The organism is Burkholderia sp. AU31624, from assembly GCF_020420065.1.
GTDB lineage: Bacteria > Pseudomonadota > Gammaproteobacteria > Burkholderiales > Burkholderiaceae > Burkholderia.
In genome coordinates this window covers 763,998-778,556 of record NZ_JAIZRT010000002.1, presented here as the reverse complement: position 1 = coordinate 778,556, position 14,559 = coordinate 763,998, and the positions used below count along the sequence as shown (strand labels likewise).

Annotated in this window: 10 protein-coding genes and 1 tRNA gene; 2 read left to right on the top strand and 9 right to left on the bottom strand. The window is 65.1% G+C overall.

Translation table 11 applies throughout. The annotated features are described in order from the left end of the window. Nucleotides 1–232: 232 nt before the first annotated feature. Nucleotides 233–1,699, top strand: a complete 1,467-nt coding sequence (locus LGM89_RS08800) for a PLP-dependent aminotransferase family protein (protein ID WP_089497397.1) — start codon at nucleotides 233–235, stop codon at nucleotides 1,697–1,699. 22 nt (nucleotides 1,700–1,721) lie between these two features. Here the strand turns inward: LGM89_RS08800 and LGM89_RS08795 are convergent, their stop codons facing one another. The 7 genes from LGM89_RS08795 to LGM89_RS08765 all read right to left on the bottom strand — a co-directional run bounded on the left by LGM89_RS08795 (nucleotide 1,722) and on the right by LGM89_RS08765 (nucleotide 10,394). Further along, nucleotides 1,722–3,272, bottom strand: a complete 1,551-nt coding sequence (locus tag LGM89_RS08795) for a phospholipase D family protein (protein WP_226272854.1) — start codon at nucleotides 3,270–3,272, stop codon at nucleotides 1,722–1,724. A gap of 260 nt (nucleotides 3,273–3,532) precedes the next feature. Further along, nucleotides 3,533–3,608, bottom strand: a tRNA-Ile gene (locus LGM89_RS08790). 129 nt (nucleotides 3,609–3,737) lie between these two features. Continuing rightward, nucleotides 3,738–6,161, bottom strand: a complete 2,424-nt coding sequence (gene rpoD / locus LGM89_RS08785) for an RNA polymerase sigma factor RpoD (RefSeq protein ID WP_175864840.1) — start codon at nucleotides 6,159–6,161, stop codon at nucleotides 3,738–3,740. Nucleotides 6,162–6,249: 88 nt separating this feature from the next. Continuing rightward, nucleotides 6,250–8,127: a DNA primase gene (gene dnaG / locus LGM89_RS08780; protein WP_206137471.1), complete on the bottom strand. Its 1,878-nt coding sequence runs from the start codon at nucleotides 8,125–8,127 to the stop codon at nucleotides 6,250–6,252. 70 nt (nucleotides 8,128–8,197) lie between these two features. Then, nucleotides 8,198–8,644 (bottom strand): GatB/YqeY domain-containing protein, encoded by a 447-nt coding sequence (locus tag LGM89_RS08775; RefSeq protein WP_089427999.1) that lies wholly within the window; start codon nucleotides 8,642–8,644, stop codon nucleotides 8,198–8,200. Nucleotides 8,645–8,853: 209 nt separating this feature from the next. Continuing rightward, entirely contained in the window at nucleotides 8,854–9,066 is a 213-nt protein-coding gene (rpsU, locus tag LGM89_RS08770) for a 30S ribosomal protein S21 (RefSeq protein ID WP_006479415.1), read from the bottom strand. Nucleotides 9,067–9,173: 107 nt separating this feature from the next. Next, the gene (locus tag LGM89_RS08765; RefSeq protein ID WP_089497401.1) at nucleotides 9,174–10,394 is read right to left on the bottom strand and encodes an NAD(P)/FAD-dependent oxidoreductase; all 1,221 of its coding nucleotides are present in this window, start codon (nucleotides 10,392–10,394) and stop codon (nucleotides 9,174–9,176) included. Between the two features lie 130 nt (nucleotides 10,395–10,524). On the opposite strand from LGM89_RS08765, the gene tsaD reads away from it, so the two are divergent. After that, nucleotides 10,525–11,565, top strand: a complete 1,041-nt coding sequence (gene tsaD, locus LGM89_RS08760; RefSeq protein WP_089497402.1) for a tRNA (adenosine(37)-N6)-threonylcarbamoyltransferase complex transferase subunit TsaD — start codon at nucleotides 10,525–10,527, stop codon at nucleotides 11,563–11,565. A 98-nt stretch (nucleotides 11,566–11,663) separates the two neighbouring features. Here the strand turns inward: tsaD and folE2 are convergent, their stop codons facing one another. Both folE2 and dxs read right to left on the bottom strand, forming a co-directional pair. Then, complete coding sequence (gene folE2, locus LGM89_RS08755) at nucleotides 11,664–12,473, bottom strand: GTP cyclohydrolase FolE2 (protein WP_011355803.1); 810 nt, start codon at nucleotides 12,471–12,473, stop codon at nucleotides 11,664–11,666. A gap of 154 nt (nucleotides 12,474–12,627) precedes the next feature. After that, the gene (gene dxs, locus LGM89_RS08750; protein WP_226272853.1) at nucleotides 12,628–14,532 is read right to left on the bottom strand and encodes a 1-deoxy-D-xylulose-5-phosphate synthase; all 1,905 of its coding nucleotides are present in this window, start codon (nucleotides 14,530–14,532) and stop codon (nucleotides 12,628–12,630) included. Between the last annotated feature and the right edge of the window lie 27 nt (nucleotides 14,533–14,559).

The following is a 14,559-nucleotide window of genomic DNA, read 5'->3' as shown; positions in this document are numbered from 1 at the left end:
ATTGGCACTACGAAGTTAACGACATCGAACACTACAGCTTGCACGCGCGAATGACCGGTCGATCGGCCCATCGACAGTCGCTTTCCAAATCGATCAAAATACGCACACGCGCCTATCCGTGACGATCGCTGCACATGCCCGCGCACCGACTGGCGCCACGGGAACGTGAACGATACGACGCGCGTCGCATCTTCAAAAGAACCAGCTCACCCAAAAAATCTGGAACCAGCCCATGGATCTCGCGCTGCTCGTCTCATCGCTTTCCAGACAGGACGGCACGACACGCCACAGCCAGCAGGAAGCCCTCTACCGGAGCCTGCGCAACATGCTGCTGGACGGGCACATCCCGCCCGGCACGCGGCTCGTGTCGACGCGCGTGCTCGCGGCCGAGCTGGGCATCGCGCGTAACTCGGCGGTCTATGCGTACGAGCGCCTTGCCGAAGAAGGCTTCGTGGCGGCCACGCGCAACGGGACGATCACACTATGGGACGGGTGCGACCGTTCCAGCACAGAGCCCGAACGCGGCCCGGCCTCGGTTCGATTGTCCGAGCGTGTGCACGGGCTGGAGAACGCCGACCCCGAACCCGAATGCATGCTGCCGTTCGTGCCCGGCCTCCCTTCGCTCGATGAATTCCCCGTCGCCCAATGGCGCCGTTGCATCGAGCGCGCATGGAAAGTCATCAAGCCCGCGCAGCTCGCCTACGGCCCGGTCGAAGGGCTGCCCGAATTGCGGCGTGCCGTGGCCGCCTACATCCGGGTCTCGCGCGGCGTGCGCTGCGAAACAGGCCAGGTATTCATCACCGACGGCACGCAAAGCAGCCTCGAACTGTGCGCGCGCATGCTGGCGAATCCCGGTGAATATGGCTGGCTAGAGAATCCCTGTTACAACGGCGCCCGAACCGCATTCCGGTCGACCGGCCTGGATCTCGTGCCGATCGAGGTCGATCACGAAGGCATGGCGCCAACCGACGAACAATGGCACACCCGGCCGCCCCGGCTGATCTATACGACACCGTCGCACCAATACCCGCTTGGCGCACTGATGAGCCCCCAGCGGCGCACGGCGCTTGTCACGCGCGCACGTGCGTGCGGCGCGTGGATCATCGAGGACGATTACGACAGCGAGTTCCGCCACGGCGGCCAGCCGCTGCCCGCGATCCAGGGCCTCGATGCCGACGCACCGGTCTGCTATCTCGGCACCTTCAGCAAGACGATGTTTCCCGCCCTTCGACTCGGCTTCATGGTGGTACCGCCGACGCTGGTCGACCGCTTCACCCGCACGCTGCGCGAACTCGTCCATCGCGGCCACTCGGCCGATCAACTGGCGATGGCTGAATTCATCGATACCGGCCTCTTTGCACGACACCTGCGCCGAATGAGGACGCTGTACGCCGAGCGGCGGAGCAGCCTCGAAGCCGCACTCGCCTGCCACCTCGGCGCCGTGCTGAGCGTTCGCGAAAGCCCGGGCGGCATGCATCTGTCGGCGGATCTCGCGATGCCGCTGCAGGATACCGACGTCGCCCGCGCCGCAGCCGCGCATGGCCTGCTGCTACAGCCGCTGAGCCGCTATCGGGTCGGCGACGGCCGGCCGTACAACGGCTTCGTGCTCGGATACTCGGGGCTGAGCGACACGACGATCGAGACCGCGACGAGGCAGCTCGCGGCCGTCATCGAGCAGCACGGCCGCACGCGTTGCTGAATGGTGCGCGCGGCATCGGTGCTCACAGTTGCGACTCGAGCGGAAACAGCCCGAGGAACCAGACTTCCATCCGCCGCGCCGCGGACACTTCCGGTTCGTGATCGAGCTCGGTGACCTTCCCGTCCGAATCGGTCTGCATCCACTTGAGCCGCCCTTTGCCCGCCGGATCGGTCCTCAGCTCTACCCGCCACGCGATGCGATCGAGCCGTGCCTCCAGATCGTTGGCCACCTGCGACGCAATCGCCGGACTCTCGCAGTAAACGCCGATCTCCGTATTGAGGTTCAGCGAGCGCGGATCGAGATTCATCGACCCGATGAAAATACTCTTGTGATCGAACACGTAGGTCTTCGCATGCAACGACGCACGCGACGACCCGATGATGACCTGCTTCGAAATGCTCTTGTCACCCGACGGCCGCCGCTCGTAAAGCCGCACGCCGGCGGTCACGAGATCGCTTCGGTAGTGCCGGTAGCCCGCATGGACGGCCGCCACGTCGGTCGACGCGAGCGAGTTGGTCAGCACCGTGACGCGCACACCGCGCGCCGTGAGCGCGCGCAGCCGCTCGACGACCTCCTTGCCCGGCACGAAGTACGGCGACACGATCAGCAGGTCATGTTCGGGCTGCAATGCGAGCGCCCGCAATTGCGGCATCAGGTGTCCGTCGCTGTCCTTCGGCGCGTGTGCGATCTTCGACGGATCGTCGTACAGCACCGTCGCGTGCCCCCACGACAGTTCGGTGCCCTGCCCATGAACGATCCGGTCGAGCCGCTGCCTGGCCTCGAGCACGTACGGATTGTCTTCCATGGCTCTCAGGTAGTCGCGCAACCGTTCGCGCTCGCGGTCCAGCCCGCCCGGCGCCGCATCATGCCCGACCAGCGCGCTGATCGGATACGCGTACGGGGAATTCCAGAACGTATCGAATTCGGTCGAGATGTCCTTCACGACCGGGCCGTGAACGACAACGTCGAGATCGCCGAACTCCAGCATCGACGATGCGCCGAAATACTCGTCGCCGATATTGCGGCCACCGACGATCGCCGCCTGGTTGTCCGCGATCATCGCCTTGTTGTGCATGCGCCGGTTGACGCGCGAGAACTCGAACACGGTGCCGATCTTCTTGAACCGGCGCGTGGCAACCGGGTTGAAGAGCCGGATCTCGATGTTCGGATGTGAACTGATCTCGAGCAGCTTGCGGTCGTCCGCGTTCGTGCCGAGGTCGTCGAGCAGCGCGCGGACGCGCACGCCGCGATCGGCCGCGCGGATGATCGCGTCGGCCAACTCGTGCCCGGTCAGGTCGTCATGCCAGATGTAGTACTGAAGGTCGAGCGAGCGGTCCGCGCGATCGGCGAGCAGCACGCGCGCATCCAGCGCATCGACCGGATCGGTCAGCAGATGAAACGCGTCCTGCCCGGGGTGCACACGGGCCTGCTTCTGGAACGCGACGCCCAGCCGAGTATTGTCCGTATCGGTGTACGCGTGCGTCGGCACGCGCTCGGCCTGCGGGGGCAGGCTCGCGCATGCAACGAGCGCCAGCAACGAAAGAAGCGCACCCCACGAACGCAGCATGGTCATGATTGCCGTCCCACTCCCGGCCGAAGTCTGTTTGTTCTCGCCGCCGGATGGATCGCGGGGCTGTTTGGCTTGCCTTGGGCCGCAATCGGTATCGCGTGTGAAACGGCCGCGCTACAGCATACTTCGATTGACGACGACGCGGCACCCTCTCGGTACTTTCCTGATTACGACGTTCGTCTCGCATCCGCACAAAGAAAAACCCGCGACGCATGAAGCCATCGCGGGTTTTCGGCATGCCGCGCGAACGCGCGCATGAAATCTGGTGGGCCCGGCGGGGTTCGAACCCGCGACCAATCGATTATGAGTCGACTGCTCTAACCGCTGAGCTACAAGCCCTGATGAGAAGCGAAGCATGTCACACGCTGCCCCGACGAAGAAGCCGGGCCGGCATTGTAACAACAAAGGAGAGAAACGCCACCGGCATCACGCGGATGCCGGCGGCGTTCGCAGCAGAGACGCTGGAAATCAGTTCCCTTCGAGGAACGACTTCAGCTTGTCGGAACGGCTCGGGTGACGCAGCTTGCGCAGCGCCTTGGCCTCGATCTGGCGGATCCGCTCACGCGTGACGTCGAACTGCTTGCCGACTTCCTCGAGCGTGTGATCGGTGCTCATCTCGATACCGAAGCGCATCCGCAGCACCTTCGCCTCGCGCGGCGTCAGCGAATCGAGCACGTCCTTCACGACGTCACGCATGCTCGCATGCAGCGCGGCATCCGCCGGCGCGACCGTGTTGGTGTCCTCGATGAAGTCGCCGAGATGGGAATCGTCGTCGTCACCGATCGGCGTTTCCATCGAGATCGGCTCCTTCGCGATCTTCATGATCTTGCGGATCTTGTCTTCCGGCATCTCCATCTTCTCGGCGAGCGTTGCCGGATCCGGCTCGAGACCGGTTTCCTGCAGGATCTGCCGCGAGATGCGGTTCATCTTGTTGATCGTCTCGATCATGTGAACCGGAATACGGATCGTGCGCGCCTGGTCCGCGATCGAACGCGTGATGGCCTGACGGATCCACCACGTCGCATAGGTCGAGAACTTGTAGCCACGACGGTATTCGAACTTGTCCACCGCCTTCATCAGGCCGATGTTGCCTTCCTGGATCAGGTCGAGGAACTGCAGGCCGCGGTTCGTGTACTTCTTCGCGATCGAGATCACGAGACGCAGGTTCGCCTCGGTCATTTCGCGCTTCGCCTGGCGCGCCTTCAGTTCGCCGGCCGCCATCTGGCGGTTGGTTTCCTTCAGGTCCTTCAGCGGCAGCACGACGCGCGCCTGCAGGTCGAGCAGGCGCTGCTGCTGTTCGCGGATCGCCGGGATGTTACGCGACAGCACCGCGCTGTACGAATGGCCTTCGGCCATGATCTTCTCGGCCCAGTCGAGATCGGTCTCGCTGCCCGGGAAGCGCGCGATGAATTCCGAGCGCGGCATGCCGCACTTGTCGACGACGATGTGCAGGATCTGGCGTTCGACCTGACGCACTTCGTCCACCTGCGCACGCAGCGTGTCGCACAGGCGTTCGACGGTACGCGCGGTGAAGCGGATCGTCATCAGTTCGGTCTGGATCGTTTCCTGCGCCTTCAGGTAGGCCTTCGACTTGTAGCCTTCCTTTTCGAATGCGCGGCGCATCTTGTCGAACCACTCGCTGATCTGCGAGAACTTCTCGAGCGACGCACGCTTGAGGGCTTCGAGCTGGGCGGCGTTGGCCGATGCCTGCGCGGCACCGTCATCTTCCTCCTCTTCCTCTTCTTCCTCTTCCTCTTCGGCTTCCTCGTCCTCGTTCTCGATGGCTTCCGCTTCCTTCGCGGAGAAGCCGTCGGTATCGGCGGAGTCCGAAGCATTCGGATCGAGCAGGCCGTCGACGAGCTCGTCGACGCGGATCTCTTCGTTCGCGACGCGTTCGGCCATCGCGAGGATGTCGGCGATCGTCGTCGGGCACGCGGAGATGGCCATCACCATGTGACGCAGGCCGTCCTCGATCCGCTTCGCGATCTCGATTTCGCCTTCGCGCGTGAGCAGCTCGACCGTGCCCATTTCACGCATGTACATCCGGACCGGATCGGTCGTGCGGCCGAATTCCGAATCGACGGTGGACAGCGCGACTTCCGCTTCCTCTTCGACTTCATCGTCCGACGACGCGGCGGGCGCGTTGTCGTTCAGGAGCAGCGTTTCCGCGTCCGGCGCCTGCTCGTAGACCGCCACGCCCATGTCGTTGAACGTGCCGATGATGCCCTCGAGGGCTTCGGTCTCGGTGAAGTTGTCCGGCAGGTGGTCGTTGATTTCGGCGTACGTCAGGAAGCCGCGCTCCTTGCCGAGCTTGATCAGCGCGCGCAGTTTCACGCGGCGCTCTTCGAGCTCCTCGGCCGTACCCGGCGTGCTCGTCGCGAACGCTTCCTTCAGCAGCGCCTTTTCCTTGGCGCGACGATCGCGCACCTTGGATTTGCCCGGTGCAGCCGCCGCTGCTGCTGCGGGCTGCTCGTCGCTCTGATTTGCGTCGTCTTCGACGGATACTTCGTTCAGCTTTTTGGTCATGGAGTTCGCCGTACCGGCTATATCGACTCGCGGCTGCTGGACGACAGCCGGTTGAACCGTGGGTGCATGAGTAGTACGTACTGCCGTTTCGTCCGCGGCGGCAGTCGTGTCCCTTGCGCTTTTCGCACTTGCCCGCTTCGCCGCCGGCTTGGCCGGCCCGGAGTCGGGTCTGGCGGCAGCCCGTGTTCTGGCTGCCGGCGCCGGCGCAGCCTGAGCAGTGCCGGCCGCGGTTTTCTTTCCTGCTGGGGCTGACGTGGCTGAAGACGTTGTCCTGGTGGAAGAAGCAGACTTGGCCGCTGTGACCTTTTTGGTCGGCTCCGTCGAGCCCTTGCCTGTTGCTTTCTTTCCGCCTGTCGTCTTTGCCATCGCGATTCTCGCCTCTGCTTAGAAAACAAACCGCTGGAAACCTTATATTATAGCACGCTGGGGAGCCCTCTCTAAGCTCTCCAGCCGCCTACAGCCCGAGCCGACGCTTCATGTCGGTCCGCTGCTGGTTCAATTCCGTCAATTCGGCCAATTCCTCGGGTGTGAAGGCAGATTGCCGCGCCAGCCTGTCAAGCCGGTCGCAGCAAGCGTCGTAACGCATCTTGAGTACCGCCGCCTGCAGTTCCTCCCCCGCGATCCGTTCCTGTTCACGCTGCCGCTCGGGCACCGTCTCGTCTTCCGGATTCTGTAACAGCAAGTCGCGGACGTTTTCATCATAGTCCAGAATTTCGCGGAAGATTTCCTCGTAAGTCGCTCCATTCGAGGACGTCCGCAGGACATCCGACAGCAGCCGGAACTCCGCGCCCTCGCCCAGCGCGCGCGCATGATCGACGACTTCCGCGAACAGCTCGCCGATGCGCGGCAATGCGCGCAGGGTCGCCAGCTGCTCATCGTCGAGCTGCGACGCGATGCGCGGATGCATCACCAGCGTGCGCAATGCCCGCTTTTCACTGTCCGTCACGCGGCGCCGCTCGCTGCGCGGGGGCGCCTGGCGCGGCGGTGCCGCGATCCGCGTATCGACGTCGGACAGCGCCGCGACCTCTTCGAACGGGATGTCGAGGCGGTCGGCGAACATGTGCATGATCTGCGCGCGCAACGCGTTCGCGGGCAGCGCCTGCAACAACGGCTTCGCATCGAACAGCGCCTTCGCGCGGCCTTCCGGCTGATCGAGCGCCTTGCCGGCAATTGCTTCGTTCAGCAAAAATTGCGACAACGGCATCGCGCGCTCGACCTGCTCGGAGAACGCCGCCTCGCCGAACTCGCGCACATAGCTGTCCGGATCGTGCTCGGCCGGCAAAAAAAGGAACCGGATCGTGCGGTTGTCCCCCGCATGCGGCAGGCAGGCCTCGAGCGCTCGCCGGGCCGCTCGCCGCCCGGCCGAATCGCCGTCGAAGCTGAAAATGACCGTATCGGTCTGGCGCAGCAGCTTCTGCACGTGAATCGGCGTGCACGCGGTGCCGAGCGTCGCGACCGCGTTCGGGAACCCGAGCTGGGCGAGCGCGACGACGTCCATGTAGCCTTCGACGACCAGCACGTACTTGCGCTCGCGAATCGCGAGCCGCGCCTCGAACAGGCCATACAGTTCGCTGCCCTTATTGAACAGCGGGGTTTCAGGCGAATTCAGGTACTTCGGCTCGCCGCTGCCGAGCACGCGCCCGCCGAAGCCGATCACCTGGCCTTTCACATTGCGGATCGGGAACATGATCCGCTCGCGGAACCGGTCGTAGCGGCGCGCGACGCCCTGCGCATCGGTCTTCTCGCTGACGATCACGAGCCCCGACTCGACGAGCGACTCGTCGCGATAGTCGGGGAACGCGGCTTCGAGGTTCTGCCAGCCGTCCGGTGCGTAGCCGAGCCCGAAGCGCGCGGCAATCTCGCCGGTCAGGCCCCGGTTCTTCAGGTACTGGATCGCGACGGTCGCGCCGCGCAACTGCTTGCGGTAGTAATCGCACGCGGCGGTCATCGCATCGGACAACGCAGTCGCGACCGATTTCGACACGGGCGCCGGATAGTCACCGCCACCGCCGCCGCCCCCACCGCCGCCGCGCATCGACGGCTCGTGCGGCACGGTCAGCCCGACGGACTGCGCGAGATCCTGCACGGCCTCCGGGAATGTGAGCCCCGCGTGTTCCATCAGGAAGCCGATCGCCGTGCCGTGAGCCCCGCAACCGAAGCAGTGATAAAACTGCTTGGTCGGGCTGACGGTAAACGACGGGCTCTTCTCGTTATGGAACGGGCACAGCCCCATGAAATTGGCGCCGCCCTTCTTGAGCTGCACGTACTTGCCCACCACGTCGACGATATCGACGCGGTTCAGCAAGTCCTGCAGGAACGAATGCGGAATCACCGTGGGATCGAGCGAAAAAAGACAATACGACACCCCCGCGCATGCATCGCACGCGCCGGGGAAACAGGTGTTACTTCGTGAGCGCGGCCTTGACCAGCGCGGAAATGGCCGTCATGTCGGCGCGGCCGGCGAGCTTGCCCTTCAGCACGCCCATCACCTTGCCCATGTCCTGCGGGCCGGCGGCGCCCGTCTGCGCGACCGCTGCCTGGACTTCGGCGGCCACCTCGGCCTCCGACAGCTGCTCGGGCATGTAGCCGCTCAGCACGACCAGTTCGGCCTGCTCCTTCGCGACGAGGTCGTCACGGCTGGCTGCCTGGAACTGGCTGATCGAATCCTTGCGCTGCTTGATCATCTTGTCGATCACGGCCGTGATGCCCGCATCGTCGAGGGTGATCTGATCGTCGACTTCGCGTTGCTTGATCGCGGCCATCAGCAGGCGAATCGTTGCCAGGCGCTCGCTGTCCTTCGCGCGCATCGCGGCCTTCATGTCTTCGCTGATCTGCTCTTTCAAACTCATCTTTCACCCGGGAAGGAAACGTGAATCCGACGCCCGCCAAAGGGCGTCAAGACAAAAACCCGCTTGGGACAATGTCTCAAGCGGGTTGCTCGAATCCGGCATCGGCGGCTCGCCCGATCGGTCGCACGATCATGCTCGATCTTTCGCGATCACCTGATCGCACGGAGTCGCCGGTGCGCCGCTCAGCGAACCGCGCGGCGCCCAATCGTTCAGTACAGCTTCTTCGGCAGTGTCTGGCTGCGGATGCGCTTGTAATGACGCTTCACTGCAGCAGCCTTCTTGCGCTTGCGCTCCGCGGTCGGCTTCTCGTAAAACTCGCGCGCCCGAAGCTCGGTCAGCAGACCGTTCTTCTCGATCGTGCGCTTGAAGCGACGCATTGCAACTTCGAACGGCTCGTTCTCTTTAACGCGAATGATCGTCATGATCCGACACGAATAAAGGTTTGCAAGGAAAGACTACCGAGTATAGCAGAGCGATTGCCTAAAGGCACGGGGCCCGGCCCCGCCAAAACGGCGTCGGCCCGGCCCCGTCAGGCGCCGCGCGCATACTCCGCCGCGGCCTGTCCGGCCGCCGTGCCGGACGCCCACGCCCACTGGAAGTTGTAGCCGCCGAGCCAGCCCGTCACGTCCACCGCCTCGCCGACGAAGAACAGCCCCGGTACGCGCGCGCTCATCATCGTCGTCGACGATAGATCACGCGTATCGACCCCGCCCTTCGTTACCTCGGCCTTCTTGTAGCCCTCGGTGCCGTTCGGCGTCAGCGTCCAGCCGGACAGCGCATCGCCGATCTGGCGCAGCGTCTTGTCGGGCAGATCCGCGAGCCGTGCGTCGGCCGCGACGCGATGCGTGTCGAGCCACGCATGCGCGAGGCGCGACGGCACCCAGTCCGCGAGCAGCGAACCGATCTGGCGCTTCGACGTGCGTTTCGCGTCGAGCAAGTCGGCCACCGTGTCGCGCTGCGGCAGCAGGTCGACGCGAATCGGGTCGCCAGGCTGCCAGTAGCTCGAGATCTGCAGGATCCCGGGCCCGGACAGGCCGCGATGGGTCAGCAGCAGATCCTCGACGAATTCGCCGCCGCGCTTCCTGTCGCCGGTCGAGACGCGCACTTCGAGCGACACGCCGGACAACGCCGCGAACGGCTCCCAGTCCTGCTGCGCGAACGTCAACGGCACGAGCGCGGGCCGCGTATCGATGAGCTTGTGACCGAACTGCTTGGCGATCCGGTAACCGAAGTCGGTCGCGCCGATCTTCGGGATCGACAGGCCGCCGGTCGCGATGATCAGTGCGCGCGCACCGATCGTCCCGGCCTGCTGCGTGTCGAGCGTGAAGCCGTCGGACGGCGCGTGGCGCACCGCGTCGACGACGACGGGCCGGCGCCACGCGATACCGCCCGCGTCGCACTCGTGCTTCAGCACGTCGATGATCGCGTCGCTGCCGTGGTCGCAAAAAAGCTGGCCCTTGTGCTTTTCGTGCCAGGTCACGTGATGGCGCTTGAGCAGCCCGAGGAAGTCGCGCGGCGTATAGCGCGCCAGCGCCGAGCGCGCGAAATGCGGATTCGACGACAGATAGTTGTCGGGGCCGGCGTACAGGTTCGTGAAGTTGCAGCGGCCGCCGCCCGAGATGCGGATCTTCTCGGCGAGCCGCGGCGCGTGATCGATCAGCACGACGCGGCGGCCGAGCTGCCCGGCCACCGCGGCGCTCATCATTCCGGCGGCGCCCGCGCCGATCACGGCGATGTCATAAGTTTCCATGGCGCGGATTGTACCTGCCCGGCATGCGGCCCGGGCCGCTGCCAGCGGGGGCAGGCCCTCGCCTGCTATACTTTCCGGTTACGTTGACCTTCCCGCGGCGCGCCCGATACGGCGTGCCCTGCCCGTACCCATGCTCGTTCTCGGCATCGAAAGCTCCTGCGACGAAACCGGCCTCGCGCTCTACGACACGCAGCGCGGCCTGCTCGCGCACGCGCTCCACTCGCAGATCGCCATGCACCGCGAATACGGCGGCGTCGTGCCCGAGCTCGCATCGCGCGACCACATCCGCCGCGCGCTGCCGCTGCTCGAGGAAGTGATGGCGCAAAGCGGCACGCGCCGCGACGACATCGACGCGATCGCGTTCACACAGGGCCCCGGCCTCGCCGGCGCGCTGCTGGTCGGCGCGAGCATCGCGAATGCGCTCGCGCTCGCCTGGAACAAGCCGACCGTCGGCATCCACCACCTCGAAGGCCACCTGCTGTCGCCGCTGCTCGTCGACCAGCCGCCGCCGTTCCCGTTCGTCGCGCTGCTGGTGTCCGGCGGGCACACGCAACTGATGCGCGTGACCGACGTCGGCGTGTACGAGACGCTCGGCGAAACGCTCGACGACGCGGCCGGCGAAGCATTCGACAAGACGGCCAAGCTGATTGGCCTCGGCTACCCGGGCGGCCCGGAAGTGTCGAAGCTCGCCGAGACCGGCACGCCGGGTGCGGTCGTCCTGCCGCGCCCGATGCTGCATTCGGGCGACCTCGACTTCAGCTTCAGCGGCCTGAAGACGGCTGTACTCACGCAGATGAAGAAGTTCGAAGCGGCCAGGCTCGAAGGTGAAGCACTCGAACGCGCGAAGGCCGACCTCGCGCGCGGCTTCGTCGACGCGGCCGTCGACGTGCTCGTCGCCAAGTCGCTCGCCGCACTGAAGAAGACAAAGCTCAAGCGTCTCGTGGTCGCGGGCGGGGTCGGCGCGAACCGCCAGTTGCGCGCGGCACTGTCGGCCGCCGCGGCCAAGCGCGGCTTCGATGTGCATTACCCCGATCTCGCGCTCTGCACCGACAACGGCGCGATGATCGCGCTCGCAGGCGCGTTGCGGCTCGGCCGCTGGCCCGAGCAGGCGAATGCCGACTACGCATTCACGGTGAAGCCGCGCTGGGATCTCGCGTCGCTCGCGCGCTGAGCCGCGCCACGCACGCGACGCAAAGTCGCACCGGCAAACAGAAAGGCCGCTCAATTTTGAGCGGCCTTTCTTCATCGACGCGACAAAACGCCGCGGCGTTATGCAGCCTGTCGCTTGTCGCGCTCGATCAGCGCATACGCGCTGTGATTGTGGATCGACTCGAAGTTCTCGGCTTCGAGCACGTATGCCGCCACACGCTCGTCCGCATCGAGACGCTGTGCGACGTCACGCACGAGATCCTCGACGAACTTCGGGTTCTCGTACGCGCGCTCGGTGACGAACTTCTCGTCCGGACGCTTCAGCAGGCCCCACAGCTCGCACGACGCCTCTTCCTCGGCGATGCGGATCAGCGCCTCGACCGGCAGGTCGGCCGCGAGCTCCGCGTCGATCGTCACGTGCGAACGCTGGTTGTGCGCGCCGTACTGCGAGATCTTCTTCGAGCACGGGCACAGGCTCGTCACGGGCACGAGCACCTTCAGGAACAGGCGCGTATCGCCGTTGCGGCTTTCGCCCGCGAGCGTCACTTCATAATCGAGCAGGCTCTGCACGCCCGACACCGGCGCCGTCTTGTTCACGAAGTACGGGAACGTGACTTCGATGCGACCGGCTTCGGCTTCCAGCTTCTCGAGCATCGATGCGAGCATCGCGCGAAAACGTTCGACCGTCAGCGGTGCACGGTTCTCTTCGAGCAGCGCGACGAAGCGCGACATGTGCGTGCCCTTCTGGTCGGCCGGCAGGCGGACATCGAGGTTCCAGACACCGACGGTCGGCTGCACGTCGCCGCTTTCGGTGCACACCGTCAACGGATGCCGGACCGCCTTCACGCCCACACGCTGAATCGGAATCTGGCGGGTATCCACCGTGCTCTGCACGTCGGGCATCACGAAGGCGGGATTCATCTGGTTCATCTTGTTCAATCCTTGTAAGCCGCGCGTTCGACGACGCGCACGCCGCGTCATGCGGCAGCCGGAAAAGCAACATGGGCCCGCAGGCCCATGTTTTCCGCATCAATGAAGACCGGTTGCGCCAGTCGCACCGACACCGCCCGCAGGCGGCGCCAGCTTATGCGACGCGCTTCGCCTGACCGGCGACGTTGGCCGCCGGATTCAGAAAGCGTTCGCGAATCGATTTCGCGATACCCGCGCCGTCGAGGCCGCATTGCGACAGCAGCTTCGCGGGGTCGCCGTGATCGATGAACAGGTCAGGGAGGCCCAATTGTAGTACGGGTCGGATAACCCCACTCTCCATCAGGGCTTCCACGCAGGCCGAGCCCGCGCCACCCATCACGCAGCCTTCCTCGACCGTGACGAGGTAGTCATGCGTCTCGGCGAGTTCGCGCACGAGCGCCGCATCGATCGGCTTCACGAAGCGCATGTTCGCGACGGTTGCGTCGAGCTCCTCGGCCGCGGCGAGCGACGGCGCGACCATCGTGCCGAACGCGAGGATCGCGACGCGCTTGCCTTCCGGCTGCGACGTCTGGCGACGCACTTCACCCTTGCCGAGCGGGATCTCGGTGAATTCCTTCACCGTCGGCACACCCGTGCCCGCGCCGCGCGGATAGCGCACCGCGGTCGGGTTCGGCTGCTGCAGCGCCGTGTGCAGCATCTGGCGGCATTCGTTCTCGTCGGACGCAGCCATGATCGTCATGTTCGGGATGCAGCGCATGAACGCGAGATCGTACGCGCCCGCGTGCGTCGCACCGTCCGCGCCGACGAGGCCGGCACGGTCGATCGCGAACACGACCGGCAGGTTCTGCAGCGCGACGTCGTGGATCAGCTGGTCGTAAGCACGCTGCAGGAACGTCGAGTAGATCGCGACGACCGGCTTGAGGCCTTCGGTTGCCATGCCGCCCGCGAACGTCACCGCGTGCTGCTCGGCGATGCCGACGTCGTAGTAGCGATCCTTGAAGCGCTTCTCGAACTCGACCATGCCCGAGCCTTCGCGCATCGCGGGCGTGATGCCGACGACGCGCGTATCGCGCTCGGCTTCGTCGCACAGCCATTCGCCGAACACCTGCGTGTACGTCTTCTTCGCGGGCGTGGCCGACGGCTTGATGCCTTCGGCCGGGTTGAACTTGCCGGGGCCGTGGTAGAGCACGGGATCCGCTTCGGCGAGCTTGTAGCCCTGGCCTTTCTTCGTCACCACGTGCAGGAACTGCGGGCCGCGCAGTTCGCGGATGTTCTGCAGCGTCGGGATCAGCGAATCGAGATCGTGACCGTCGATCGGGCCGATGTAGTTGAAGCCGAACTCTTCGAACAGGGTAGCCGGCACGACCATGCCCTTCGCGTGCTCTTCGAGCTTGCGTGCAAGTTCGAGCACCGGCGGCGCGACGCTCAGCACGCGCTCGACGCCCGCGCGCGCAGCCGCATAGAAGCGGCCCGACATCAGGCGTGCGAGATGGCGATTCAGCGCGCCGACCGGCGGCGAGATCGACATGTCGTTGTCGTTCAGGATCACGAGCACTTTCGCGTCTTCCGACACGCCCGCGTTGTTCATCGCCTCGAATGCCATGCCGGCCGTCATCGCGCCGTCGCCGATCACGGCGATCGAGAAGCGGTCGTCGCCGTTCAACTGACTGCCGATCGCCATGCCGAGCGCGGCCGAGATCGACGTGCTCGAGTGCGCGGTGCCGAACGTGTCGTATTCGGATTCGCTGCGGCGCGGGAAGCCCGAGATGCCGTCCTGCTGGCGCAGCGAATGCATCTGGTCGCGGCGGCCCGTCAGGATCTTGTGCGGGTAGGTCTGGTGGCCCACGTCCCAGACGATCCGATCGTTCGGCGTATTGAACACGTAGTGCAACGCGATCGTCAGCTCGACCGTCCCGAGGTTGGACGACAAATGGCCGCCCGTCTTCGACACGCTGTCGAGCACGAACGCGCGCAGTTCATCCGCGAGCGGTTGCAGTTGGCGACGATCGAGGCGGCGCAAATCCGCCGGGTCGTCGATGGTTTTCAGCAAGTCGTACATCGTCGTTCCATTGTAGGAAATCAAACG